At 69.6% G+C, this 931-nt stretch carries 1 protein-coding gene; it reads left to right on the top strand.

Annotated elements, in window-relative coordinates; genetic code table 11:
- The first annotated feature begins 212 nt into the window (after window positions 1–212).
- Window positions 213–791: a hypothetical protein gene (locus ACZ6YI_RS11545; RefSeq protein ID WP_465778779.1), complete on the top strand. Its 579-nt coding sequence runs from the start codon at window positions 213–215 to the stop codon at window positions 789–791.
- The last annotated feature ends 140 nt before the right edge of the window (window positions 792–931 follow it).

Below are 931 nucleotides of genomic sequence, written 5' to 3'. Positions count from 1 at the left end.
ACGCAGCCCGCGAAATGACGCACCCCTCACCCGGGGGGGTGCGCGCTTGCGCGCGATGGGTGCTAGCCGCAAGCCCCATCGCGCGCAAGCGCGCTCCCACAACAGGGCCCACAACAGGGCCCACAACACCGCCCGCAACCCCTGCCAAATGGCCGATTTCCCGCCGGCCCGCGCGGTCGTACCCTCGGGCCACCAGCCACGGGAGAGCCGCCATGCGTATCGCCATCGCCACCCTTATTGGCGGCCTGATCATGTTCTTCTGGGGCGCGTTCGCGCACATGGTGCTGCCGCTGGGGGAGATGTCCATGCGCGCACCCACCGATGAAAATCGCCTGCTCGAAACGATGCGAACCGCCTTGCCACAGGAGTCGGGTGTCTACGTGATCCCGCACTTCGATCCATCGATGCGCAGCGATGACAAGGCCTTGCAGGCCTACATCGCCAAGAACGAAGCCAACCCTTACGCCTTCATCGTGTACCAGCCGGAAGGGCGCAACCCGATGGCGATGGGCCACAACCTGTTCCACCAGTGGCTCAGTGACACTGCGGCCGCACTGATCGTCACGCTGATCCTCGGCGCCGCCGGCGCAAGCTTCGGCCGCGGCCTGATGTTCGGTATCGGCTTCGGCATCTTCACCTGGCTAACCCTCAGCGTGCCGTTCTGGAACTGGTACCGATTCCCGGCACCGTTCACGTTTGCCTACCTCATCGAACAGGTCGTCGGCTGGCTGCTAGCCGGCGCAGCGATCGGCTGGTGGCTAGGCCGCAAACGCGCAAGAACCACGTTGTAAAGAGCCTTGTGGGAGCGGGGGGGGGGGCGGGGGGGGGGGGGGGGCCCCCCCCCCCCCCCCCCCCCCGCCCCCCCGCCCCCCCCCCCCCCGGGGGGGCGCGGCCGGGGGGCCGGGCCCCCCCCCGCCCGGCGGGCCCCGCG

The sequence above is a fragment of the Luteibacter sp. NPDC104163 genome (assembly GCF_055584245.1).
This window is presented reverse-complemented; position numbering and strand designations above follow the sequence as displayed.